Annotated in this window: 17 protein-coding genes; 4 read left to right on the top strand and 13 right to left on the bottom strand. The window is 66.9% G+C overall.

All coding sequences use genetic code 11. The features are described from left to right. Positions 1-115: 115 nt before the first annotated feature. Positions 116-634 (top strand): hypothetical protein, encoded by a 519-nt coding sequence (locus J0J01_RS32025; RefSeq protein ID WP_296387700.1) that lies wholly within the window; start codon positions 116-118, stop codon positions 632-634. After that, entirely contained in the window at positions 631-1,866 is a 1,236-nt protein-coding gene (locus tag J0J01_RS32030) for a DNA cytosine methyltransferase (RefSeq protein ID WP_296387701.1), read from the top strand. The genes J0J01_RS32025 and J0J01_RS32030 overlap by 4 nt, the downstream gene beginning before the upstream one ends. Here J0J01_RS32030 and J0J01_RS32035 read toward each other — a convergent pair. Both J0J01_RS32035 and J0J01_RS32040 read right to left on the bottom strand, forming a co-directional pair. Beyond that, the gene (locus tag J0J01_RS32035; protein WP_296387702.1) at positions 1,856-2,284 is read right to left on the bottom strand and encodes a very short patch repair endonuclease; all 429 of its coding nucleotides are present in this window, start codon (positions 2,282-2,284) and stop codon (positions 1,856-1,858) included. The genes J0J01_RS32030 and J0J01_RS32035 overlap by 11 nt on opposite strands. 26 nt (positions 2,285-2,310) lie before the next feature. Further along, on the bottom strand, positions 2,311-2,865 hold the full coding sequence (locus J0J01_RS32040; protein WP_296387703.1) for a carboxymuconolactone decarboxylase family protein: 555 nt from the start codon (positions 2,863-2,865) through the stop codon (positions 2,311-2,313). Positions 2,866-2,892: 27 nt separating this feature from the next. On the opposite strand from J0J01_RS32040, the gene J0J01_RS32045 reads away from it, so the two are divergent. Both J0J01_RS32045 and J0J01_RS32050 read left to right on the top strand, forming a co-directional pair. Next, positions 2,893-6,090: a hypothetical protein gene (locus J0J01_RS32045; protein ID WP_296387704.1), complete on the top strand. Its 3,198-nt coding sequence runs from the start codon at positions 2,893-2,895 to the stop codon at positions 6,088-6,090. 10 nt (positions 6,091-6,100) lie between these two features. Beyond that, positions 6,101-7,006, top strand: a complete 906-nt coding sequence (locus J0J01_RS32050) for an aldo/keto reductase (protein WP_296387705.1) — start codon at positions 6,101-6,103, stop codon at positions 7,004-7,006. A 77-nt stretch (positions 7,007-7,083) separates the two neighbouring features. Here J0J01_RS32050 and J0J01_RS32055 read toward each other — a convergent pair whose 3' ends face one another. From J0J01_RS32055 to J0J01_RS32105, 11 genes are all read right to left on the bottom strand, one after another. After that, positions 7,084-7,452 (bottom strand): hypothetical protein, encoded by a 369-nt coding sequence (locus J0J01_RS32055; RefSeq protein WP_296387706.1) that lies wholly within the window; start codon positions 7,450-7,452, stop codon positions 7,084-7,086. Then, positions 7,452-7,943: a hypothetical protein gene (locus J0J01_RS32060; protein ID WP_296387707.1), complete on the bottom strand. Its 492-nt coding sequence runs from the start codon at positions 7,941-7,943 to the stop codon at positions 7,452-7,454. The genes J0J01_RS32055 and J0J01_RS32060 overlap by 1 nt, the downstream gene beginning before the upstream one ends. A gap of 1 nt (position 7,944) precedes the next feature. Beyond that, positions 7,945-8,655, bottom strand: coding sequence for a tetratricopeptide repeat protein (locus tag J0J01_RS32065; RefSeq protein ID WP_296387708.1), 711 nt, complete (start codon positions 8,653-8,655; stop codon positions 7,945-7,947). 19 nt (positions 8,656-8,674) lie between these two features. Then, positions 8,675-9,493, bottom strand: a complete 819-nt coding sequence (locus J0J01_RS32070; RefSeq protein WP_296387709.1) for a formate dehydrogenase accessory protein FdhE — start codon at positions 9,491-9,493, stop codon at positions 8,675-8,677. 17 nt (positions 9,494-9,510) lie between these two features. After that, complete coding sequence (locus tag J0J01_RS32075; protein ID WP_296387710.1) at positions 9,511-10,140, bottom strand: formate dehydrogenase subunit gamma; 630 nt, start codon at positions 10,138-10,140, stop codon at positions 9,511-9,513. After that, positions 10,137-11,042 carry a formate dehydrogenase subunit beta gene (gene fdxH / locus J0J01_RS32080; protein WP_296387711.1) on the bottom strand — a complete coding sequence of 302 codons (906 nt, stop codon included), beginning with the start codon at positions 11,040-11,042 and terminating at the stop codon, positions 10,137-10,139. Before fdxH ends, J0J01_RS32075 begins: the two co-directional genes overlap by 4 nt. Positions 11,043-11,054: 12 nt before the next feature. Further along, positions 11,055-14,150, bottom strand: a complete 3,096-nt coding sequence (gene fdnG, locus J0J01_RS32085) for a formate dehydrogenase-N subunit alpha (RefSeq protein WP_296387712.1) — start codon at positions 14,148-14,150, stop codon at positions 11,055-11,057. Positions 14,151-14,306: 156 nt separating this feature from the next. Further along, the gene (gene glp / locus J0J01_RS32090; RefSeq protein WP_296387713.1) at positions 14,307-15,560 is read right to left on the bottom strand and encodes a gephyrin-like molybdotransferase Glp; all 1,254 of its coding nucleotides are present in this window, start codon (positions 15,558-15,560) and stop codon (positions 14,307-14,309) included. A gap of 118 nt (positions 15,561-15,678) precedes the next feature. Then, on the bottom strand, positions 15,679-18,444 hold the full coding sequence (gene fdhF, locus J0J01_RS32095; protein WP_296387714.1) for a formate dehydrogenase subunit alpha: 2,766 nt from the start codon (positions 18,442-18,444) through the stop codon (positions 15,679-15,681). Further along, complete coding sequence (locus tag J0J01_RS32100; RefSeq protein ID WP_296387715.1) at positions 18,441-20,150, bottom strand: NAD(P)H-dependent oxidoreductase subunit E; 1,710 nt, start codon at positions 20,148-20,150, stop codon at positions 18,441-18,443. Before J0J01_RS32100 ends, fdhF begins: the two co-directional genes overlap by 4 nt. A gap of 139 nt (positions 20,151-20,289) precedes the next feature. After that, a complete protein-coding gene (locus tag J0J01_RS32105) occupies positions 20,290-21,186 on the bottom strand; it encodes a LysR family transcriptional regulator (RefSeq protein WP_296387716.1) in 897 nt (298 codons plus the stop codon). Positions 21,187-21,330 lie beyond the last annotated feature (144 nt).

The raw sequence follows: 21,330 nt of genomic DNA on the forward strand, positions 1-21,330 counted from the left end.
ACAAGCTCAGCAGACGCGTCTGGCAAACCTATGACGACATCGTCCAGGGTTGTTGCGACGCTTGGAACTGGCTCATCGCCGACACTGTCCGCCTCGCTTCGATCACTACCCGCGAATGGGCATCGGTCAGAACTTAGGGCCGATGGTATTAGATCTCATCGCCGGTGCTCGCCGGCTCAAGATGGCCGTTCGAGGGTGGGTTGCGGAAGAGCACCTGCGCGCCGCGCTTGCGAATGTGCCGGGCGTCACTCATTGCGAGCGGTTAGATGATGATGGCGGGCCCGACCTTAGGGTAGGTTACCGGTCCGGACCACTACTAACGGTTGAGTGTAAGAACGTTGCTCGAGAGACAGATCGCTTCGGAAACCCTAAGATTGATTTCCAGCGTACGCGAGCTGCGAAGAGCGATCCTTGCTCACGCTACTATGGACCGACGGAGTTTGACATTGTGGCGGCATGCCTGCACGCGGTGACAACGAGATGGGACTTTCGCTTCGCGCTCCCGCGCGAACTGCCCGCTCACAAGATCTGCCACGGACGTATTGCGAGCAATGTGCGGGTGGATGGGCAGTGGCTGGTAGATGCGCGAGAGATGTTTAACCGGGTCTATGCTGATAAAGGCGTATCGGTATGAGCAAGCTTACGGCAATCAGCCTGTTCACTGGCGCAGGCGGTCTAGACTTCGGCTTCGAGGCAGCTGGATTTCGCACGGCCGCAGCGTTGGAAATTGACGAGCGATGCTGCGCGACGTTGCGGCACAACAGAGATTGGCCGGTGATCCAAAGAGATATCGCCGCGGTTCCGACCCACGAGCTACTCGAAATCGCTGGGTTAGGCATCGGTGAAGCAGATGTGCTTATCGGCGGACCTCCGTGCCAGCCGTTCTCCAAGTCTGGTTTCTGGGCTACGGGAGATGCCAAACGCTTGGACGACCCTCGCGCAAACACGCTTGAAGGTTACTTGAGGGTCCTTGCCGAAGCGCGCCCGAAAACTTTTTTGCTCGAGAATGTAGAAGGGCTCGGGTTCCGAGGAAAAGACGAAGGCCTACAACTCGTCCACTCGCGGCTGGCCGCAATCAACGCTGCGAACGGGACTCAATATCGAGCAACCATCGTGACGTTGAACGCCGCCGACTATGGCGTACCGCAGCTTCGTAAGCGAATCTTTGTCATCGGTGCTCGGGACGGTACCCCGTTCAACGTTCCGGTCGCTACCCACGCGAGCGATGCCGAAGTTGACTGGGCAGAACCCCGCCCACGTCATGTGACGGCCTGGGATGCTCTGCACGATCTTGCTGAGCCAAATGATCCTGAAGTCGCTGTGACGGGCAAATGGGCAGAACTCTTGCCGACCATCCCGGAGGGGCGAAACTATTTATGGCACACAGATCGCGGGGGTGGCGAACCGCTTTTCGGTTGGCGCCGTAGATACTGGTCCTTCTTGCTGAAAATCGCCAAAGCGCAACCTGCTTGGACCATTCAAGCGCAACCCGGGCCGGCAACCGGGCCATTTCATTGGAATAACCGCCGACTCACCATACGAGAGATGGCCCGCCTCCAGACATTCCCCGATGATATCGAGATCTTAGGAAGTATCGCCGACGCGCAGCGACAGCTTGGCAATGCAGTACCGTCGTTGCTCGGCGAGGTGCTCGCGCGGACAATTGCATGGCAGCTGGTCGGGGTGCGCGACTGGCCGCCCCCGATCAAGCTTGCCATCGCGCCGGCAGAGATCGCTCCGCCGCCGCCTCTAGCGCCTTCCCCTGTTCCAACCAAATTTCTGTCATTGCGTGGACGACACGAGGCGCATCCTGGCACCGGAAAGGGCCATCGAGCAGCTGCACGGGCTCTCGCCGTCAACGAATAGGCACTCGGTGCAATCTACACGTCAGGATGCGGATGTCTTTCGTCTCGCATTCCCATATGACGAAGACGCGCCACCCTTTTGACCGAAGCGCCTTTCGAGACTCAGTATCGCGCGCTGCGTTTCGGCGGAGCTTGGGAAGCCAGTATTCAGGTCTTGCACGAGGCAATCTTGCATACTTGCACCCTGGATGCTGATGCCAGAAGCAGCCGTGCACTAGGATTGCGGCCTTGTGGCGGGGCAGGATGACGTCCGGAGTGCCGGGCAAGTCGGAACCGTGAAGCCGGAAACGCAGGCCCATGGCGTGAAGGGCGCGCCGGACTGCGAGTTCCGGCCGCGTATTCTTCTTTGTAATCGAGCGCATGATGCGTGACGTCTGCGGCGAGACGTCCGCCGCAAGCTGTATTGCGTTCTTCTTCATGGCGACGTCACTGCTCTGCGCGGAGGTTACTTCTTCGCGCCCGGCAAAAAATCGTCGAGCGGCACGCCGAAGCTGTTGAGCGCCCACGACACGAGGTTGTACTGGCCGACGGTGAAGACGGCGTCCATCAGCTGCTCGGTCGAGTAGTGCCTGGCGAGCGCCTCCCAGGTCTCGTCGGCGACGACGGAGTTCTCGAACAGGTCGTCGGCGACCTGCAGCAGGGCGGATTCCTTCTCGCTCCAGCCGGCGGCCTTCGGGCCGTCCTTGAGCCGCGTGATCTCGGCGTCGGTGATGCCGCCCTTCTTGGCGATCAGCTCGTGCTGGGCGAACTCGTACTCGGCCTGGTTCAGGAAGCCGATGCGCAGGATCAGCAGCTCGCGGTCGCGGAACGGCAGCGTCTGCTTGCCGAGGATGTGGCCGGCGAACGGCGTCCAGCGCTTCACCAGCTTGGGATGATGGGCGAGCACCTTGAAGATGTTGAAAATGCGGCCGTTCATCGCGTTCTTCTCGACCGTCTCGCGGTCCTCGGCCGACAGGGTCGAAAGGTCGCGCATCGGGATGCGCTGCTTGCGCTGGATCATCGTTACTCCTCCTAATGGCAGCGTAGCATGCTCCGCCGCCATCTGATCACCGCCGCCGGTGCCCTCGCCGCTCCATCCGCTTTCGCGCAGCGCGGGCAGGACACGTTCGAGGTCACGCAAAGCGAAACCGCGACCCTCGACGGCCGGCAATGGGACACGCCGATGCCGGGCGGCACGACGATGGACGCCGTGCACCGCTCGGTGCTGCTGCGCTTCCCGACGGCGGCCGACGAGATCGCCGACCTGCTGCGCGCCGGCCGCGTGCTCGTCCAGGCCGAGCTGGCGATGACCTTCGCCGGCATCGAGATCGTGCCCGAAGGCTATCTCTGCCGCGACGGCCTCGGCCGCAAGCTGTGGACCGAGAATCCGCCGAGCTGGCACGTCCGCGCCTGGCCGGTGCGCCATCCCTGGAAGGCCGACAAGGAGAACGGCCCGACCTACAACGCCATCGTCAACGGCAAGCGCTACTGGGCGCGCTACGGCGCCAGCGATCCGCGCGACCGCGGCGCCGAGATCGGCGATCCGCAGGAGCTGTCGCACTACAACGGCGAGGCGCGGATCGACATCACCCGGTTGCTGGCGACCGCGGCGATCGAGCGCGAGGCCGGCGCGCGGCTGCGCTGGCTGGAGCAGGCCGGCTTCCTGGTCGCCAAGCTCGAGACCTACGACACGCGCTACCGCGCGCCGGGCGACGCCTATGAATGGGCGATGCCGACCGGCGGCCACGGCCTGCGCTTCGCCGCGCCGCGCCTGGTGCTGGCGATGCGGCGCACCGCCAGCACGGTCGCGATCAGCCTGCCGCTCGCCCTGCGCGCGGATTGGGAGATGAGCCAGCCCGACGGCTCGCGCCCGACCGCGACGATGCCGACGCCGGCCGACGTGGCCGAGCGCGCGCGGCGGGCCATGCAGGTCCGCGGGCCGCGGCCGGCCTGGGAAGCCCAGCGCCTAGCCGAGCTGATGGCCGCGGCGGGCGACCGGGTCAGCGCCTGGGGCCGCATCAAGAGCGAGGCCGACTACAAGGCCTATCTCGGCCACATCAAGGAGCTGCTGTCGACGCCGCCGCGCTACTGGCAGGGCTGGTCGATCCAGGACGACCTGCTGCACTGGTACGTGTTCCGCGCGCTGCTGCCGGCGCCGGCGCAGGACCATGTCCGCAATTACTGGACCGCCTGGCTGCAGCCCGACCTGCCGACCGAGGCCTTCGTCCATCCGCAGAGCGTCGACGCAATCGACTACTGGCGGCGCAATCGCGACTGGCGCGGCCGCGCCTCGTTCTTCCGCGGCGGTTACAACTACGGGGTCAGCACCCAGAACTTCAATCACACCGCGGCGATGGGCGCGCTGCTGGGCGGCGGCGCGATCGGCGCCGAGCGGGCGATCGCCGACGGCCGCCATGGACTCGACACGCTGGTGCTGCGCTTCTGGGCGTACCTCGACGGCAGCACGCAGGAGATGCTCGACCACTACTACGTGTCGATCACGCTCTCGGGCCAGAAGATGATCGCCGATTACGGGCCGTCGGCGCTCGACCGGCTGATGGGCCGCATCGTGCTCGACCGCACGATGGAGATGCTGATCTCGGCCTACCATTCACAGACCCGGCGCTTCATCGCCTGCTCGGGCCGCGCCCGGCTCGCCGGCGTGCTGGTCGAGCAGGACGGCATCTACGGCGCGCTGCATACCCTCTCCAAGGAGGGCACGCTGATCCATGTCGATGCCGGGCCCGAGGGCAAGGCGCAGGGCCTGCCGGTGTGGGGTTACGACTTTCCGCCCGGCCGCGTCGCCATCCAGACGCTGGAGCAGCCCTGGATGCCGGGCTGGGTCGCGAGCCTGATCGACGACAAGCCGGTGCCGTTCGAGGACACCGCGGCGGAGACCACGCGCGGCAACTTCAAGCCGCCGCTGTGGCGGCGGTCCTATCAGGGCCGCTGGCACGGCCTCGCCTCGGCCGACGTGCGCGGCGGCACGGTCGACGTCATGGCGCAATGGGTGCGCGAGCCCCGGAAGCCCACGCGCATGGAAGAGATCGGCACGCTCACCCTGCGCTATGCCGCCAACGACCCCGACCTCGCCAGCACCCACGAAGGCCACAGCGACGAGGCCGGGCTGCCGATCACCTTCCAGAGCCGCAACCGCGCCATCGTCTTTGCCAAGCCGTGGAACAACCGCGAGCGTTTCCTGCGCGCCTTCGCCAAGGGCGAACGGGATTCGGTGCAGCAGCTCGCGACCGTCGTCGGCCTGTGGAACTTCGCCGAGACGAAGGACTGGGAGATTTATGTCGGCGGGCAGCGGATCACGGCCTTTCCGCACCGCTCCCGGGCGAGCGACCGCATCGTGATCCGCGACGGCGTCAGCTACCTCGCGCTCCTGCCGATCGCGCCGACCGATCTCGGCCGCGACGCCGAGATCGAGATCGGCCCGGGCGGCGCGGGCAAGACGCCGCCGACCAACGCGGTGATCGCGCCGGCCCTCACCATCAGCCTGATCAACCTGCGCAAGCCGCAGCCGGTGCCGCTGTCGTCGCTCGACCTCAAGGGCATCACCAGCCGCACCTACGGCGCTTTCGTGCTGGAGCTGGGCGACGTCCACCAGCACGGCAGCTTCGAGGCCTTCCAGCGCCACATCGCGGCCAGCACGCTGACGACGACCTGGCGCGCCGACCAGAACCTGCTCGAGGTCGCGTACAAGACCGGCAACGACCTGATGGAGGCGTCGTTCTCGACCGCCTTCGGCCAGCCGTCGGAGACCCACTTCGCCGTCGATCCCGGCCAGCAGGAGAAGATGGTTCCGGTACGGCGGCTGAACGGCCAATGGCCGTACCTGGCGCCCGGCCTCGACCGCGACACGGGCTGGGCGCAGCAGGGCTCGACCGGCCGGCTGGAGAAGAACGGCGCGGTGCTGACCGGCGAGGCCGGCCGCAAGGCCTACCTGATCTGCGATCCGAAAAGCGGCGGCGTGATCGCCTACAATCCGCTGCCCGATCCGCAGGCCTGGTCGCTCGCCACGCGCGATGGCGCGACCTTCAAGGCCGAGGGCCGGGTCGGCCTGCTGCGGCTGGAGTACCGGCCGTGGTCGCACGAGGTCTTCATCGACCATCAGGGCGGCAGCGACACCGCCCAGCGCCTCGCGATCGCCGGCCTCAAGGAAGCGCCGCGCGTGACCGTGAACGGCAAGCGGGTCGACGTCCCGGGCAGCGCGCCCGACTTCAAGGTGGCCCTGTCATGAAGCACACGTCATGACGCTCACGCGTTCTTCCTTCCTTCATCTCGCCGGCGCGGCGCTGCTGGCGCGGCCGGCGCTCGCGCAGACAGGAGCCCGCATGCACATCCGCAAGATCCCGGCGACGGGCGAGCCGCTTCCCGTGATCGGCTGCGGCACCTGGCAGACCTTCGATGTCGGCGCCGCGCCGGCCGAGCGCGCGCCGCGCGCCGAGGTGCTCAAGGTCCTGTTCGAGGCGGGCGGCTCGGCGATCGACAGCTCGCCGATGTACGGCCGCGCCGAGGAGGTGGTCGGCGACCTGCTGGCGGCCGCCGGCACGCGCGACAAGGCCTTCCTCGCGACCAAGGTGTGGACGCACGGCAAGGCCGAGGGCCTCTTGCAGATGGAGCAGTCGTTCAAGCGGCTGCGCACCGACCGCATCGACCTGATGCAGATCCACAACCTGGTCGATTGGAAGACGCATCTGCCGACGCTCAAGGCCTGGAAGGCCGAGGGCCGCATCCGGCTGATCGGCATCACCCACTACACCGAATCGATGCATGACGAGCTCGAGGCGGTGCTGCAGCTCGGCGGCTTCGATTTCGTGCAGGTCAACTACGCGCTCGACGATCGCGGCATCGAGCGGCGGCTGTTGCGCTTCTGCCAGACCAACGGCATCGCGATGCTGATCAACCAGCCGTTTGGCGGCGGCGGGCTGCTGCGCAAGCTCTCGGGCCGCGAGCTGCCCGACTGGGCGACCGAGATCGGCTGCACGAGCTGGGCGCAGATCCTGCTGAAGTTCGTGCTCGCCCAGCCGGCCGTGACCTGCGTCATCCCCGGCACCGGCAAGCCCGAGCATATGCGCGACAACGTGCAGGCCGGCCTCGGCGCCTATCCCGATCGCAAACTGCTCGACCGCATGAGCAGCGATATCGCCACTTGATCTTTCGTCCTGAGCGAAGCGAAGGACCTAGCAGGTCTACCAGAGACACTGTCGAAACCTTAGATCCTTCGCTGCGCTCAGGATGACAGAGGTTCGATCTCCATCCGCCGTCCCCGTCGATCGAAAAACCGGCCGCGATTGAGCACCAGCGGATCGGCCATCACGTCGGCGTCGATCTGCTTGAGCTTCGCGCGCGCCTCCTCGTCGGCCATCGGCCCGCCGTCGGCGGCGAGGCCGACGAAGAAGCCGACGCCGTCCCACTGCGCCCGCGCACCGGCCAGCAGCCCGGTCATCTCGGCCCAGCTCATGTCGTCGCCGATTATCTGGGCGAAGGTCGACTTCAGCGCCTCGACATCGTCGTCGGCGATCCGCACCAGCACGATGAAGACGGTGAAGGCACCGGTCTCGGCGAACTGCGCTTTGAGCCAGGGCTCGAACTCGGTCATCAGAACTCGACCACCGGAGTCGGCGGCACGTACCGCTCGTACACCTTCAGGAAGGGCTGCCCGCGCTCGCGCTCGTACCACGCCTCGAAGGCGCGGAACGCTTCGATCGGATCGGCGACGGGCGCCGGCACCTCACCGTCCTCGACCGGCGCCGGATGCGCCTGTGCATGCAGCGCCTCGGCGATCGGCTTCACCGCGTCGATCAGCGGCTGCGCGCCCTCGCCTAGCTCGGCGAGCGACGTCTCGAGCCAGCCGATCTCGCGGAACAGCGCCACGAGCTGGCGCTCGATCGACGCTTCCGGATCGGGCTCTGCAGCGGCGGCCTTCGCCATATCCGACAAAGCGTTGAGCCGCCGCCAGGCAAAGGCACGCGCGGTTTCCGCCGCCTTGATCTGCGCCTCGACGCTCGCCCGCACCGAGCGCTCGGCGGCTTCGGCGGCGGTGCAGTCCGCTTGCAGGCGGGCGATCAGAGAGTCGGTGGCGGTCGGCATGTCAGCTCAAGGGTACAGCGGCGCGCCGTTCGGCTTCCAGCCGCTGCGAGGCCTTGGCATGCGCCCGCGCCTCGCGCAGGAAGCCCGCGGCCAACTCGCCCGCCCCGCCCGCTTCGGCGCGCAGCAGCCAGTGCAGCGCCTCGACCGGATCGCGCGGCACGCCTTTTCCGGCGAGGTAGGCAGCCCCCAGCATCGCCTGCGCCTCGGCATGGCCGAGCCGCGCGGCCTGCGCCCACCAGGTCGCGGCCTGTGCCGGATCGCGCTCGACGCCCAGCGCGTTGTGATGGAGATCGCCCAGCCGCGCCATCGCCGCGGCCTTGCCCTGCGCCGCAGCCTTCTCGGCCCACCGGCGCGAGGCTTCGTAGTCGATCTCGACGCCGCCGCCGACCAGCTTCATCCAACTCAGCATGTCCTGCGCGTCGGCATCGCCCTGCGCGGCCGCCTTCTCGTACCAGCGCGCCGCCTCGCCGTGATCCTGCGGCACGCCCCAGCCTTCGTAGCAGCAGAGCGCGAGATTGCGCTGGCCGCCGGCATCGCCCTGCTCGGCCGCGAGCCGCAGCCAGGTGACGGCTTTGTCCGGATCGCGCTCGACACCGACACCCTGGAGGAACGCCGCCCCCATGTTGCTCTGCGCCCGCGCCACGCCCTGATGCGCCAGCGGCGCCCAGAGGTCGAGCGCCAGGCCATGCTCGCCCGCGGTCCAGGCCGCCATGGCCCGCGACAGCAAAGCGTCAATGCTCGGTGCCATCGCCCAGCACGAACGGGTTGGCGACCCGCGAGAAACCTTCCTCGCCGACCATCAGGTCGAGGCCGAGCGAGGCGAGGTCATCGGCGAACGGCTCCACGGCCCGGGCCTTCTCGACATAGAAGACCTTGGAGTAGCCGCGGCAGCTCTCGCAGCATTCGGCGCGCAGGTAGGTGGTGCCTGCGATCTGGCGGAACGAGACCTTGTCGGTGCTGCCGCAATGCACGCAGCGCACCCGCACGTGCCGCCACTGGGTGGCGCACAGCGAGCAGTGCAGATGGCGATGGCCGAACTTGGTGCCGCCGGGCTCGATCACGCCGGCGACCGGCGGCGAGGCACAGACCGGGCAGAGGCCGGGATGCTGCTCGCTGATCCGGACATTGGCCTTGTCGAGCCGCGCCGCCATCTGGGTCCACGCGACCTGCAGCGCGGCGACGACGAACACCAGGCGCGCGGTCTCGCCGGCCGCGACCTCGCCGGCGAGGAAATGGTCGGCCAGCGCCTTGAGCTCTTCGGGGCTCGCGGCCTTCAGCTCATCGCGCACCTGACGGGCGGCGTCGGGCAGCAGGGCCGGATCGACCGTGTCGAGAATGGCGCGCAACGCATCGCGCCAGACATCATCGGGCGCGCCCGGCGGCAGGCCGTCGAGCGCGGCGTGCTGGGCGGCCATGACGGCCGCGATCATGCGCAGGAAACCCTGCAGCTCGTGGCCTTCGGACAGCACGAGCAGGCGCTGGCTGCGCTGGCGAAAAACGGTCGCTGGATCGGGCAGGCGGACGGGATCGCCATCGGCGATCTCGCCCACCGTGTTCTCAAAATTGCTCAGGGCTTGCCGACTTCCTGGCGGAACCACTTGCGATGATGCTTCCACGCCCAGCCGCCGGTGACCGAGCCGCGGGTCATGGCCCGCAAGGTGCCCTTCACCCAGATCGCGGCATAGACGTGCACGATCCAGATCAGGATCGCCGCGATCGCGCACAGCGCGTGGGCCACCGCCGCCAGCCGCTTCTGGTCGATCGTGGTGATGTCGGCGAAATAGGTGTCCCACAGCACGATACCGCTGCAGAACAGCAGCAGGATCAGGATCGACTGACCCCAGAACACCAGCTTCTGGCCGGCATTGTACTTGCCGAGCTCGGGCAGGCCCTCTTCCTCGTTGTTGATCACCTTGCCGAGGTTCTTCATCCAGATCGTGTCCTCGCGCTTCCAGAAATTGAGCGAGAAGAACCGGATGAACAGGCCGAGGAAGCTGACGGCGAGGACGACGCCGATCCACGGATGGAGCGCGCGCGTCAGCTGGCCGCCGCCGAACAGGCCGGTCAGGAAGAACAGCGAAGGATGGAACAGCGCGAGCCCGCTCAGCGCCAGCAGGATCAGCGATACCGCCGTGATCCAGTGGTTGATGCGGGCGGCGGTGGTGTAGCGGCTGACAGGCTTGGCTTCCACCGTCATGCCCCCTTGCGTTCCTCGAGCTCGGCCGCCTGCTCCTCGTCGTGCTCGGTGACCCGGTTGGGGCCCTTGGCGACGTAATGCAGCAGGCCGAACACACCGGCGAAGGCGATGGCGGCGAGCGAGATCGGCTTCAGCATGCCCTTCCACAGCCCGACCATCGGGCTGATGCGCGGATTGTCGGGCAGGCCGGAATAGAGCGACGGCTTGTCGGCATGGTGCAGCACGTACATCACATGCGTGCCGCCGACGCCCGGCGGATCGTAGAGACCGGCATTGCCGTAGCCGCGCGACTTCAGGTCGATGATGCGCTTGGCAGCGTGCGCGGTCATGTCGGCCTTGGTGCCGAAATAGATCGCCTGGGTCGGGCAGGCCTTGGCGCAGGCCGGTGCCTGGCCGACCACCACCCGATCGGAGCACAGCGTGCACTTGTAGGCCTTGTGGTCGACCTTGCTGATGCGCGGGATGTTGAACGGGCAGCCCTTCACGCAGTAGGCGCAGCCGATGCAGTTCTCCGAGATGAAGTCGACGATGCCGTTGGTGTATTGCACGATCGCGCCCGGCGCCGGGCACGCCTTGAGGCAGCCCGGATCGTCGCAATGCATGCAGCCGTCCTTGCGGATCAGCCATTCGAGCTCGTCGCCGTGCTCGTGCTCGGCGAAGCGCATCACCGTGAACGAGGTCGGCGTGAGGTCGGTCGGGTTGTTGTAGGTGCCGTCGGTGACACCGATCGGCTGCTGCAGATCGTTCCATTCCAGGCACGCGGCCTGGCAGGCCTTGCAGCCGATGCACTTGCTGACATCGATCAGCTTGGCGACCTCGACCGCCGCGGCCTTGCCGGCAGGCGGCGGCGGCACGGTCGAAGCGGAGCGGCGGCGAAGGTCGAGGGCTTGCAGTACGGACATCTCGCCCTCCCCTTAGACCGTTGCCGGCTGCGCAGCCGGCGGCGTCGTTTTCTTCACGTCGACCAGGAACGCCTTGTACTCGGGCGTGTTGACGCTCGCGTCGCCGACCGACGGCGTCAGCGTGTTGACCGGCTGCGACTTGCGGGTGAGGCCGATGAAGCCGAAATGGATCGGCAGGCCGACCACGTCGCATGGACTGCCGTCGACCATGATCGGCCGGATGCGCTTGGTCACGCAGGCCTTGGCCTTGATCGCGCCGCGCTGGCTCGAGATCTCGACCCAGTCGCCGTCCTTGATGCCCTTGGCCCTGGCGAGGCGCTCGCCCATCTCGACGAACATCTCCGGCTGCAGCACGGCGTTGTCGTGGACGTTCTTGGTCCAGTAGTGGAAGTGCTCGGCGAGGCGATAGCTGGTCGCCACGATCGGGAACTTGTCGGGCGTGCCGAACGACTTGGCATCGGCCGCGAACACCCGGACCACCGGATTGACGGTGACCTTGGGATGCAGCGGGTTGGCGATATAGGCGTCCATCGGCTCGTAATGCTCGGGGAACGGGCCGTCGGGCATGGCGGCGCGGGCAAACAGCCGCGCGGTGCCTTCCTGGTTCATGATGAACGGACCGACATTCTTGTCCGGCGCGATCGTCGGGCCGTAGTCCGGCACGTCGCCGCCGGCCCAGCGCTGGCCGTTCCATTCGAGGTACTTCTTGCGCTGGCTCCACGGCTTGCCGTCGGGATCGGCCGAGGCGCGGTTGTAGAGCACGCGGCGGTTGGCCGGCCACGAGAAGCCCCAGTTGGGATGGATGCCGAGCCCGGTCGGGTCGCTGGCGTCGCGGCGCATCGACATGTTGCCGGCCTCGGTATAGACGCCGGTGTAGATCCACATGCCGCCCGAGGTCTTGCCGTCGTCGCGCATCATGGCGAAGGTCGGCAGCAGCTTGCCGGCCGCCAGCAGCACCTTGCTGGGATCGGCCGGATCGGGGATGTCCTCGAGCGCGTAGCCGTTGATGTCCTTCAGGACCTCGGCCGGATCGGGATTCTCCGGCTTCTTGTAGTCCCAGGCCGTGTCGACGATCGGCTCGGGGAAGGCGCCGCCGTCCTTGGCATAGAGCGCCTTCAGACGGAGATGCAGGGCGGACATGATCTCCATGTCGCTCTTGGACTCGCCCGGCCCGTCGACCGCCTTCCAATGCCACATGATCACGCGGCTGGAGTTGGTGGCGCTGCCCTCCTCCTCGGCATAGGTCGAGGCCGGAAGCTGGATGACCTCGGTCTGGATCGCCTTGGGATCGACGTTGTTGTACTCGCCGTGGTTCTCCCAGAAGCGCGCGGTCTCGGTCTCCAGCGGATCGATCACCACCATCCACTTGAGCTTGGCGAGGCCGGTCGCGACCTTGGCCTTGTTGGGCGACGCCATCAGGATGTTGAGGCCCTGGCAGAACAGGCCGTTCATCTGGCCCGCCGCCATCATGTCGACCATCTTCAGCACGTCGTAGCTGACATCGAACTTGGGCAGGTAGTCGTAGGCCCAGTTGTTGTCCTTGGTCGCCGCTTTGCCGAACAGGCTCTTCTGCTGGCTGACGAAGAACTTCTCGTAGTTCTGCCAGAAGCTGGTCTGGCCCGGACGCAGCGGCTTGAAGCGGCGCGATTTCATGTAGTCGTCGTAGGTCGCTTCCCGATCGGTCGGCAGCACCAGGTAGCCCGGCGTCGAGGTCGAGAGCAGCGCGAGATCGGTGATGCCCTGCACGTTGGAATGGCCGCGCAGCGCATTCACGCCGCCGCCCGGCATGCCCATGTTGCCCAGCAACAGCTGGATCATGGCCATCGAGCGGATGTTCTGGGCGCCGGTGGTGTGCTGGGTCCAGCCCAGCGCGTACATCGACGTCATCGTGCGATCGGGCGTCGAGGTCGAGGCGATCATCTCGCAGATCTGCAGGAACTTCGCCTTGGGCGTGCCGGCGATGCGCTCGACCATCTCGGGCGTGTAGCGCTCGACATGGACCTTGAGCAGGTTGAGGACGCAGTTGCGGTCCTGCAGCGTGTCGTCGACCTTGACCATGCCCTGGTCGTCGAACTGGTACTCCCAGGTCGAACGATCGACGTAGTTCTTCCGTGCTTCGTCGTATCCTGCGAACAGGCCGTCCTCGAACTTGAAGCCCTCCTTCACGAGGTAGGTCGCGTTGGTGTAGGCCTTGGCGTATTCGCGGTGGATCTTGCCGTTGGCCAGCAGGTAGCGCATCACGCCCGACAGGAACGCGATGTCGGTGCCCGGCCGGATCGGCGCATAGACGTCGGCCACCGCGGCCGAGCGCGTGAAGCGCGGATCGACCACGATCAGCTTGGCGCCGTTGTTGGCCTTGGCTTCGGTGACCCACTTGAAGCCGCAGGGATGGGCTTCGGCGGCGTTGCCGCCCATGATCAGAACGAGATCGGTGTTCTTGATGTCGTTCCACGAGTTCGTCATCGCGCCGCGGCCGAAGGTGGGGCCAAGACTGGCCACCGTCGGACCGTGTCAAATTCTAGCCTGGTCCTCGAAGGCGAGTATCCCGGTCGAGCGGACGAATTTGTAGGTGAGGTAGCCTGCCTCGTTGCTGAGCGAGGAGCCGCCGAAGAAGCCGGTGCTCAGCCAGCGGTTGACCGTGACGCCGTCGCGGTTCCTGGCGACGAAGTTCTTGTCGCGGTCTTCCTTCATCAGCCTGGCGATGCGGTCGAGTGCGAAATCCCAGGTCACGCGCTCGAACTTGTCGCTGCCCGGCTTGCGGTGCATCGGATACTTCAGGCGGTTGGCGCTGTGGACGTAACCGAGCGACGCCGCGCCGCGCGAGCAGAGCGTGCCGCGATTCACCGGATGATCGGGATCGCCTTCGATATGAACCACCTTGGGCTTGGCGTCCTTCGCCGTGCCATCGGCCATCGAATAGATCAGGACGCCGCACGCCACCGCACAGTAGGGACACGCATTGCGCGTCTCGGTTGCGCGCTCGAGCTTGAAGGGACGGACTCCGGCGGCGAGCGCCTCGCCCGCATCACCAAAACCCAGGGCACCTACGGTAGAGGCAGCGATGCCAGCGGCACTGACACGCATGAACTGCCGGCGAGTGACGGCCATGTTGTGCGCTCCGTTCCCCATTGCCGGCACTCTGTCCCAACGTGCCGGCTTATCTTTTTCACCGTTCACAGAGTGAAACGATGCATCCGGATGTTCAATAGGGTGATAGGCGATTCACAACAAATGACTGTGAGTGAGCACCTGCAAAATTCGGTGCTAGATCAACTCGCTATAGGGAATGAAGCTGACCTCGGCGCCCGGCTCCAAACGGGTAGTTTCCTCAGGCAACTCAACCAGTCCGTCGGTTTCGGTGAGGGACGTAAGCATCCCCGCGCCTTCCTTGGGGTAACGCCGGGCTCGCGGCAGCCCGCTTCCGGTGTCAACGAGCGACACCCGGACATACTCCCGCCGGCCGGTCTTCTTCTTGTAGGGAAAGTCGCTAACCACCCGGAATTGCTTGGCGATATGCAATGCTGCGCCGCACAAAGACTCAATCATCGGTCGAGCCACCAGAGCGAAGGTGAGCAGCGCGGCGACCGGATTGCCCGGCAGGCCGGCGAGCGGCGTGCTGCCGATCTGGCCCATCGCGACCGGCCGGCCGGGCTTGATCGCCAGCCGCCAGAAATAAAGCGAGCCGTGATTAGCGATCGCGGCGCGGACATGGTCCTCCTCGCCGGTCGAGACGCCGCCCGAGGTGATGATCAGGTCGCTCTCGGTGGCGGCGCGCTGCAGCGCCTCGCTCAGCAACGCCGGCTCGTCGCGCACGATGCCGCGGTCGGAGACATCGACGCCCAACCGCTCGAGCAGGCCGGCCAGGATATAGCGGTTGGCGTCGTGGATCTGGCCGCGCCGCAGCAGCTCGCCCGGCTCGCGCACCTCGTCGCCGGTCGAGAGCAGCGCGACGGTGAGCTTGCGCCGCACCGGCACCTCGACGAAGCCGAGCGCCGCCAGCAGCCCGAGGTCGGCCGGCCCCAGCCGCTTGCCGGCCGGCAGGGCGGCCGCGCCGCGCGCCACGTCCTCGCCGGCCTTGCGCGTGTTGGCGCCGCGCTTGATGCCGGGACGGATGGTCACGCGGTCGCCGTCGCGCTCGCAATCCTCCTGCATGATCACGACGTCGGCGTTCTCGGGCAGCAGGGCGCCGGTGAAGATGCGCGCCGCAACGCCGAAGGTCAGCGCCGCCGACGGATCGTGGCCGGCGGTGATGCGATCGATGCAGTGGAGCGTCGTCGGCTTGTCGGGGCTGAGGTCGTCGAAGCGCACCGCGTAGCCGTCGACGGCGGAGTTGTCGTAGCCCGGCACGGCGATCGGCGCGGCGATGTCCTCGCCCAGGATGCGGCCGAGCGCCTGCCGCAGCGGCACGCGCTCGACGCCGGCGACCGGCGTCACCCGCTCGACGATCATCCGGCGGGCGGCGTCGATGCCGAGAAGGCTGCCGCCGAAGGCGAAGCAATCGTCAGAAAGCTGGGCCATGACTCAGCGCTCCTCTGTCGTCCTGAGCGTAGCGAAGGACCTCATTGCGATTGCCAACGGCGTGCCGTTTGAAGCGCCATTAGGTCCTTCGCTGCGCTCAGGACGACAGATCAAAATTCTACTCCGCGGCCTCGGCCATCGCCTTCAAGGGCTCGACCTGGGCCGCGCAGAACTTGAACTCGGGAATCTTGCCGAACGGATCGAGCGCGGGGTTGGTCAGCAGGTTGGCCGCCGCCTCGGCATAGCAGAACGGGATGAAGACCATGCCGTTCGGCACGTCCGAATCGACGCGCACCTTGATGTCGATGGCGCCGCGCCGGGTCGAGACGCGGATCATGTCGCCGCGCTCGACGCCCAGCCGCTCGACGTCGCGCGGCGACAGGAAGGCCATCGCCTCGGGCTCGAGCTCGTCGAGCACCGACGAGCGGCGGGTCATCGCGCCGGTGTGCCAGTGCTCCAGCACGCGGCCGGTCGACAGCACGAACGGATACTGGTCGTCGGGGATCTCGTCCGGCGGCCGCACCGCGGCGGGCACGATCCTGCCGCGGCCGCTCTTGGTCGGATACCCGGCGGCGAACAGGATCTCGTTGCCCGGCTTGTCGGTTGCGTCGGCGGGATAGGTCACCGCGCCCTCGTTCAGCAGCCGCTCCCACGAGATGTTCTTGAGCGACGGCATGGTATCCGCCATCTCGGTATAGACCTCGCCCACATCCCTGTAATCCCAGCCGCAGCCCAGCCGGTTGGCAAGGTCGATCAGGATGTCGAGATCGAGCCGCGCCTTTCCGGGCAACGGCAGCGCCGTGCGGCCGAGCTGCACACGGCGGTCGGTGTTGGTGAAGGTGCCGGTCTTCTCCGGGAACACCGAGGCCGGCAGCACGACATCGGCATGCCACGCCGTCTCGGTGAGGAAGATGTCCTGCACCACGAGGTGCTTCAGCTTGGCCAGCGCCTGGCGCGCGTGGTGCACGTCAGGGTCGGACATCGCGGGGTTCTCGCCCATGATGTACATGCCCTCGATCTCGTCGGCATGGATTGCGTTCATGATCTCGACCACGGTCAGGCCGCGCTTGGGATCGAGGGTGGTGCCCCAGAGCTTCTCGAATTGGTCATGGGCCGGCGATTCGACCGGGCGGTAGTCGGTGTAGAACATCGGGATCAGGCCGGCATCCGACGCGCCCTGCACGTTGTTCTGGCCGCGCAGCGGATGCAGGCCGGTGCCGGGCCGCGCCACCTGGCCGGTGGTGAGGGCGAGCGCGATCAGGCAACGCGCATTGTCGGTGCCGTGCACGTGCTGCGAGATGCCCATGCCCCAGAAGATGATCGAGGCCTTGGAGCGGGCATACATGCGCGCCACGGTCTTGATCGTCTCGGCCGGCACGCCGCACACCGGCTCCATCGCTTCGGGCGAGAAGTCGCCGATCTTCTCGGCGAGCTCCGGGAAGCCCTCGGTGAAGCCCGCGATGTACTGCTTGTCGGTCAGGTCTTCCTTGATGATGGTGTGCAGCATGGCGTTCAGCAAGGCCACGTCGCTGCCCGGCTTGAACTGGAGGTTGACGGTCGCATGACGCGACAGGCCCTGGCCGCGCGGATCGGCGACGATCAGGTTGGCGCCGCGCTTGACCGCGTTCTTGATGAAGGTCGCGGCCACCGGATGGTTGGCCGTCGGGTTGGCGCCGATCACGACAATGGTCTCGGCATCGAGCGCCGCCGAGAACGGCGCCGTCACCGCGCCCGAGCCGATGCCCTCGAACAGCGCCGCCACCGACGAGGCGTGGCAGAGCCGCGTGCAATGGTCGACATTGTTGGTGCCGAAGCCGGTGCGCACCAGCTTCTGGAAGAGATAGGCCTCCTCGTTGGAGCCCTTGGCCGAGCCGAAGCCGGCCAACCCGCTGCCGCCCTTGCGCTCGCGGATCTCGATCAGGCCCTGGGCGGCACGCTCCATCGCCTCTTCCCAGGTGGCCTCGCGGAAATGCGTCCAGGGATTGCGCGGATCGACCTCGATGTCGGCGCCCTTCGGCGCGTCGTCCTTGCGGATCAGCGGCACCGTCAGCCGGTCGGGATGGTGGGCGTAGTCGAAGCCGAAGCGGCCCTTCACGCACAGCCGCTCGTGGTTCGCCGGACCGTCCTTGCCGGTCACGTGGAGGATCTTGTCGTCCTTGATGTGATAGGTGAGCTGGCAACCGACGCCGCAGAACGGGCACAGGCTGTCGACCGTGCGGTCGGCATAGCCGGTGCGCTGCTGCTCGGCATTGAGCAGCGCCGACGGCATCAGCGCGCCGGTCGGGCAGGCCTGCACGCACTCGCCGCAGGCGACGCAGGAGCTGTCGCCCATCGGATCGTTGAAGTCGAACACGATCTTCTCGCCATGGCCGCGGAAGGCCATGCCGATCACGTCGTTGACCTGGACCTCGCGGCAGGCGCGGACGCAGAGATTGCAGTTGATGCAGGCGTCGAGATTCACCGCCATCGCCGGATGGCTGATGTCCATCGCCGGCCGCTCGTCCCTGGGGAAGCGGCTGGTGGTGACGCCGACCTTGTCGGCCCAGTTCCAGAACTTGGAGTCCGGATCGTGCGAGGTCGCGCGCTCCGGCTGGTCGGCGACCAGCAGCTCGAACACCATCTTGCGCGAGGCTTCGGCGCGCGGCGTCGACACGCCGACCTTCATGCCGGACGTCGGCTTGCGCAGGCAGGAGGCGGCCAGCACGCGCTCGCCCTCGATCTCGACCATGCAGGCCCGGCAGTTGCCGTCGGGCCGATAGGACGGCGCCGTCGAATAGCAGAGATGCGGGATGGCGACGTCGTGGCGCTGGGCAACCTGCCAGATGGTCTCGCCGTCCGTCGCCTCGACCTCCTGGCCGTCGAGCGTGAACTTGATCGTGCTCATTTGACGATCCCCACTTCGGCGGGAAAGTGTTTCATGGTCAGGGTGACGCAATTGGGCGCCGCCTGGCCGAGGCCGCAGATCGAGGCGTCGCGCATGGCGCTCGACAGCTCGGCGAGCAACTTCTCGTCCCAGCGACCCACCATCAGCTTGACCGCCTTCTCGGTGCCGACCCGGCAGGGCGTGCACTGGCCGCAGCTCTCGTCGCGGAAGAAGCGCATCATGTTGAGGGCCGCTTCCTTCATGTCGTCCTTGTCCGACAGGATGACAACGGCCGCCGAGCCGATGAAGCTGCCATGAGCCTCCAGCGTGCCGAAATCGAGCGGGATGTCGCCCATGGAGGCGGGCAGGATGCCGCTCGACGGCCCGCCCGGTACGTAGGCCTTGAAGCCGTGGCCGGGCAGCATGCCGCCGCAGAACTCGTCGATCAGCTCGCGCACGGTCACGCCGGCCGGCGCGATCTTGACGCCGGGGTCGGCGACCCGCCCCGACACCGAATAGACGTGCAGGCCCTTGCGGCCGTTGCGGCCGTTGCCGGTCCACCACTCGGGGCCGCGCTCGATCAAGTCGCGGATCCAGTACAGCGTCTCGGTGTTGTTGATCAGGGTCGGGCGGCCGAAGATGCCGACCTGGAACGGCAGCGGCGGCTTGTGGCGCGGCAGGCCGCGCTTGCCTTCGATGCTCTCGATCATCGCCGATTCGTCGCCGCAGATATAGGCGCCAGCGCCGCGCCGCAGATGGACCCGCGTGCTGCCGAGCAGGCCGGTCGCGCGCAGCCCGGCGAGCTCGCGGGTCAGGATCTCGCGCGCCGCCGGATACTCGTCGCGGATATAGAAGTAGATGTCGGCCGCCTCGACGACGCGCGCGGCGATCAGCATGCCCTCGAGCACGCGATGCGGATCGGTCTCGAGGAAATGCCGGTCCTTGAAGGTGCCGGGCTCGCCCTCGTCGGCGTTGACCGCCATCAGGCGCGGGCCGGTCTCGCCCAGCACAGACTTCCACTTGCGTGCGGTGGGGAAGCCCGCGCCGCCGCAGCCGCGCAGGCCGGCCTTGTCGACGATGTCGATCACCTGGTCGCGGGTGAGCGTGCCGCTCAGCACGCGCTGCAGGGTCCGGTAGCCGCCGTCGGCGCGATAGGCGTCGAGATCCTTGTAGGGGGGAATCTCGGGCTCGTGCTTGTGCGCGTCGATCGCCGCACAGACCGTCGCGGCGTCGGCATGATCGATGAAATGGTGACCGATCTCGGCCGCCGGTCCGGTGTGGCAGCGGCCCTGGCAGGGCGCGCGCACGATGCGCACATCGGCGCCGACCGACGCCTTCAGATCGGCAGCGACCTTCTCGGCGCCATTGAGCGTGCAGGAGAGGCTGTCGCAGACGCGGACGGTGACCACCGGAGGCGGAGTCTCGCCCTCCTTCACCACGTCGAAATGGGCGTAGAAGGTCGCGACCTCGTAGACCTCGGCCTGGGCCATCTTCATCTCGTCGGCCAGCGCCATCAGGTGGTTGGCGGAGATGTGGCCGTATTCGTCCTGGATCAGGTGCAGGAACTCGATCAGCAGATCGCGCCGGCGCGGGGCGTCGCCGAGCAGGGCGCGGACGTCGTTCTGGGCCGACGGGAAGACCTGGCGGCCCTTGGGGACGGTGCGGCCGCGACGGCGACTGGAGCCGGGATGGCGTGGCTGGTGGGCTGGCCGTGATCCTTCAGGCACTCGAAGCGTCTCCTCGTTTTTTGGGCGCAGACGAACAGGCGCGCCGGCGCCCTCCACACCTGAGCGATGATCCGCTTTGGCCAGATCGACTGCATTAAAGCTTTCCCATTGTACGATCGATTATTTCGATTGAAATCGGCTAGTCGGCCCGTATCGCGCTGGCCAAACGGCTGGCTTCAGCGACCAAAGCAGACACCAGAGGGATCATTGGTTCGCGTGGCGGAACTAAAAGCCCGATCTGATGCACGACCTCCGGCTCGACGATCGGGATGGAGCGCAGGCGCTCGGTCAGGCCCAGCGTGTCGGCCAGCCGCTCGGGCATGACACTGGCCCAGCTTCCGGTACGGACGTGGGAGAACAGCACGATCATGGAGTTCGATTCGAGGGTCGGCTCGGCGCGCGCGCCGGCGGCGTGCAGCAGCCCGTCGATGATGCGCCGGTTCTGCATATCCGGCGTCAGCAGGCACAATGGGATCTTGCCGACCTCCGCCCAGGTCACCTTGTCGTGGTCGCCGAGCGGGCTGTCGGCCGAGGTCAGCAGCCGGTACTGCTCGTTGTAGAGCGGCACGGCCCGCAGGCGGCCGAGCGGCTCGTTGTCGATGTAGCTGAGGCCGGCATCGACTTCGAGATTCTCGACCATCTGCAGGATGTCGATCGAGGTCCGCGACAGGATGGTAAACTTCACGTTGGGATGCTTGGCGCGATAGGGCGTGGTCAGCGCCGAGACCATCGGCAGCGCCGTCGGGATGGCGGCGATGCGCAGATGGCCGACCAGGCCCTTCTTCAGCGTCTGCACCTCGGCGCGCATGGCGCGCGTATCGGCGACGATGGTGCGCGCCCAGTCGAGCACCCGCTCGCCCTCGGCGGTGAAGCCCAGGAAGCGCGAGGTGCGCTGCACCAGCATGACGCCGAGCGTGTCCTCGAGCTGCTTGATGCCGGCGGAGAAGGTCGGCTGGGTCACGCCGCAGGTTTCGGCGGCGCGGCCGAAATTTCTCTCCCTGGCCAGGGCCAGCAGGTATTCGAGCTTGTCCAACATCGAGCGGTATCATTGCGCATCGGTGCGCAAGGCTCCACACAACGGTGCCTGCGGTTCGGCCTTCGGCCGACCGGCGCCCGGAGGGCGCCTACCGCTACGGCACCGCCGCTCGCGCGCGAAGCGCAGTGCGCAAAAAAACCCCGG

The sequence above is a fragment of the Reyranella sp. genome, from assembly GCF_017305915.1.
Lineage (GTDB): Bacteria > Pseudomonadota > Alphaproteobacteria > Reyranellales > Reyranellaceae > Reyranella.

Coding starts and splice junctions, on each gene's coding strand:
- J0J01_RS32025 (WP_296387700.1), top strand. CDS start 116: ATGGGCATCGGTCAGAACTTAGGGCCGATGGTATTAGATCTCATCGCC.
- J0J01_RS32030 (WP_296387701.1), top strand. CDS start 631: ATGAGCAAGCTTACGGCAATCAGCCTGTTCACTGGCGCAGGCGGTCTA.
- J0J01_RS32035 (WP_296387702.1), bottom strand. CDS start 2,284: ATGAAGAAGAACGCAATACAGCTTGCGGCGGACGTCTCGCCGCAGACG.
- J0J01_RS32040 (WP_296387703.1), bottom strand. CDS start 2,865: ATGATCCAGCGCAAGCAGCGCATCCCGATGCGCGACCTTTCGACCCTG.
- J0J01_RS32045 (WP_296387704.1), top strand. CDS start 2,893: ATGCTCCGCCGCCATCTGATCACCGCCGCCGGTGCCCTCGCCGCTCCA.
- J0J01_RS32050 (WP_296387705.1), top strand. CDS start 6,101: ATGACGCTCACGCGTTCTTCCTTCCTTCATCTCGCCGGCGCGGCGCTG.
- J0J01_RS32055 (WP_296387706.1), bottom strand. CDS start 7,452: ATGACCGAGTTCGAGCCCTGGCTCAAAGCGCAGTTCGCCGAGACCGGT.
- J0J01_RS32060 (WP_296387707.1), bottom strand. CDS start 7,943: ATGCCGACCGCCACCGACTCTCTGATCGCCCGCCTGCAAGCGGACTGC.
- J0J01_RS32065 (WP_296387708.1), bottom strand. CDS start 8,655: ATGGCGGCCTGGACCGCGGGCGAGCATGGCCTGGCGCTCGACCTCTGG.
- J0J01_RS32075 (WP_296387710.1), bottom strand. CDS start 10,140: ATGACGGTGGAAGCCAAGCCTGTCAGCCGCTACACCACCGCCGCCCGC.
- fdxH (WP_296387711.1), bottom strand. CDS start 11,042: ATGTCCGTACTGCAAGCCCTCGACCTTCGCCGCCGCTCCGCTTCGACC.
- glp (WP_296387713.1), bottom strand. CDS start 15,560: ATGGCCCAGCTTTCTGACGATTGCTTCGCCTTCGGCGGCAGCCTTCTC.
- fdhF (WP_296387714.1), bottom strand. CDS start 18,444: ATGAGCACGATCAAGTTCACGCTCGACGGCCAGGAGGTCGAGGCGACG.
- J0J01_RS32105 (WP_296387716.1), bottom strand. CDS start 21,186: ATGTTGGACAAGCTCGAATACCTGCTGGCCCTGGCCAGGGAGAGAAAT.